We start from the raw sequence: 2,122 nt of genomic DNA, 5'->3' as shown, positions 1-2,122 counted from the left end.
GTCTTCCGCTGCTGCTGCGCCCGCTGGTGCTGGGTTTCCCGCCGCCGCTGCTCCGGCTGCTGCCGGCACGATCACCGCTGCGCCGGGTCAGTTTCGGTGATCGACTCCGTAACAGCCGCCGCGGCGGGTCATTGATCAGTCGGCCACCGGAACGAGCACCGCATAGGCGGACTCGATGCCGGGCTGAACCCCTTCCAGACCGACCGCCACCGGCCCCACCCCGGCTCCCGCGGTCCAGCCGATCGCCGTCTCCGCCCCGTCGCACGGCACGTCACCCTCGAGGAACACCCGGCCGGACGACCCGGTCTCGCTGCTCCGGACCACCACGGTGAGACTCCGCCCGGCCGCCGTGGCCGAACACGCCGCCCGCGCCTCGTACTCCTGCCCCTTCCGGGGAAGGCTGCTCAGGACCGTCGTGCCCTTGCCCTGATCCGCCCCCGCCGTATACACCCGGCGGCCCACCTCCCCGTCGACGGCAGCCGGCGGCGTGACCACGGGCATCGCCGACTTCGTCACCGCGGGCGTCTCGGGCGCGGCCGACGGCGGGGCACTCGCGGCCGGAGCCGCCCCGGTACTCGGTGCCGGAGCCGCCGCCCGTTCCTCCTCGGTGCACCCGGCCACCGCGAGGAGCAGAACAACCGGAACCATCCACAGGAGACGCGTCATGCCGATGATCGTCGCAGCCCGCGTCCAGCAGGACGGCCCCACCATCAGGGGCCGTCCACAGTGCGTTGAAGTCGGCGACCGCGTCACGTAGCTCCCCGGGAGCACCCCAACCTGTCCTGGCAGGACAAGAGCAGCGATTGGAATGGGTTCCTAGGATGCTCTAGGCCCTGTGGCCCGCGCCCGCAGCCGGTGCTACTCGGGTTCGGGGTGCCGTGTCGCGGTCTCGTCCGTGACTGCCGTGGCAGATCAACGAACAGCGATACCGAAAGCCATGGCTTGCTTCTCGGCGCCTTAGGGGACGTGGCGGGCAGCCCTTAGCGGAGAATCGGGGTCGGGGCAGGGTAAGCGCCGGTGCCGAGCCGTGCCGAGCGGTCCTACGGTCAGGACATGCCATCGAACAATGTCACCGTTCGCTTCGCGGCGCTGGACGCGCCGGCGCTCATGCTGGTGTACGGGGTGCTTCGCCTGATCGACGGACTGGACGGCGTTCGCGGCCCGGGTGGTCTGGCCTGGACCGCCGGGCATCTGGCGTTCCTCGCCTCGATGGTGCTGTTCGGGGTACTCACGGTCGGTCTCCGCGGGCTCGCGCCGCCGGGGGCCCGGTCGGTCGCCGCGGTGGCGACGGGCATGACCCTTGCCGGTGTGGCCTGCTTCCTCTGGGTGATCGCCGGTGATCTGTCGGCCGGCTTCCGGGCCGCCGCTCCGCTGCCTGAGCAGCTTCAAGCCGCCGGCCCGTTGCTCTTCGCCCTCGGCATGCTCACCATGCTCGGCCTGATGGTCGCCGCCCGGCGTGCGCCGGTGTGGAGCCCGCTGGTGTTCGGTGCCGGGATGGTGGCGTTGACCCTGGATGCCGGCAACCTTCCGCTGGCCGCGCTGATCCTGCTCGCAGCGCTGGCGCCACTGGCCCGTCCGGTACGCCGCCGGCCCGGCCTTGCCTACGCCGAGTCGCGCCGATACGTCTGACGTCGCGGGCGTTTCCGTCCGCAGATGGCGACGCGCTGTAGTCGATCTCTTTCGGCTGTTCGTGGGCGCGGTCTCGGAGCGTGCGAGTCAGCGCCCACGGTCGGCCGCGACCGTACGGCCGGTGCCGGCACTTCCGCATGTCTGGGCGGCGGCCGATGCGTGCGGGCGGGTGACGTGCTCCGGTGTCCGATCTCTGAAGGATGCGGATGCGGTGCTCCGGGCGTACATCTCGGGGGTGGTGTGCGAGGGAGCCGCTTGCGGTGACCGATCATCGTGGGGTGATGTTGTTGCTGCCCGCTGATGTCCTGCGCCCGCGCCGTCCCGATGAGCATTTCGCCGGGGAGGCGCGCGCCGCCCGGGAGGCCGGGATCGAGGTCGCCCTGATCGATCATGACGCGCTGAGCTTGCCGTTTAACCTGCCGGGGTTCGTCGATGTGACCCAGGTCGATCACGAGGGCAGCCCTTGCGTGATCATGGTTCTTGCGAAGGACCC

2 protein-coding genes and 1 pseudogene are annotated in these 2,122 nt (G+C 70.9%); 2 read left to right on the top strand and 1 reads right to left on the bottom strand.

The features are described 5' to 3' along the window. Positions 1-135 precede the first annotated feature (135 nt). Positions 136-666 (bottom strand): hypothetical protein, encoded by a 531-nt coding sequence (locus AB0I88_RS40185; RefSeq protein ID WP_361037373.1) that lies wholly within the window; start codon positions 664-666, stop codon positions 136-138. A gap of 387 nt (positions 667-1,053) precedes the next feature. Between AB0I88_RS40185 and AB0I88_RS40180 the strand changes: the two genes are divergently transcribed. Continuing rightward, positions 1,054-1,629 carry a hypothetical protein gene (locus AB0I88_RS40180; RefSeq protein WP_361037371.1) on the top strand — a complete coding sequence of 192 codons (576 nt, stop codon included), beginning with the start codon at positions 1,054-1,056 and terminating at the stop codon, positions 1,627-1,629. A gap of 260 nt (positions 1,630-1,889) precedes the next feature. Then, a pseudogene (locus AB0I88_RS40175) lies at positions 1,890-2,122 on the top strand (hypothetical protein); the annotation flags it as partial.

Source organism: Actinoplanes sp. NPDC049802 (assembly GCF_040656595.1).
Taxonomy (GTDB): domain Bacteria; phylum Actinomycetota; class Actinomycetes; order Mycobacteriales; family Micromonosporaceae; genus Actinoplanes.
The sequence above is the reverse complement of the archived record's forward strand: the minus strand, read 5'-3'. Positions and strand labels throughout refer to the sequence as shown.

What these genes read in the sequence shown, in the direction of transcription:
- AB0I88_RS40185 (WP_361037373.1), bottom strand. Translation starts at nt 666, where the DNA reads ATGACGCGTCTCCTGTGGATGGTTCCGGTTGTTCTGCTCCTCGCGGTG.
- AB0I88_RS40180 (WP_361037371.1), top strand. Translation starts at nt 1,054, where the DNA reads ATGCCATCGAACAATGTCACCGTTCGCTTCGCGGCGCTGGACGCGCCG.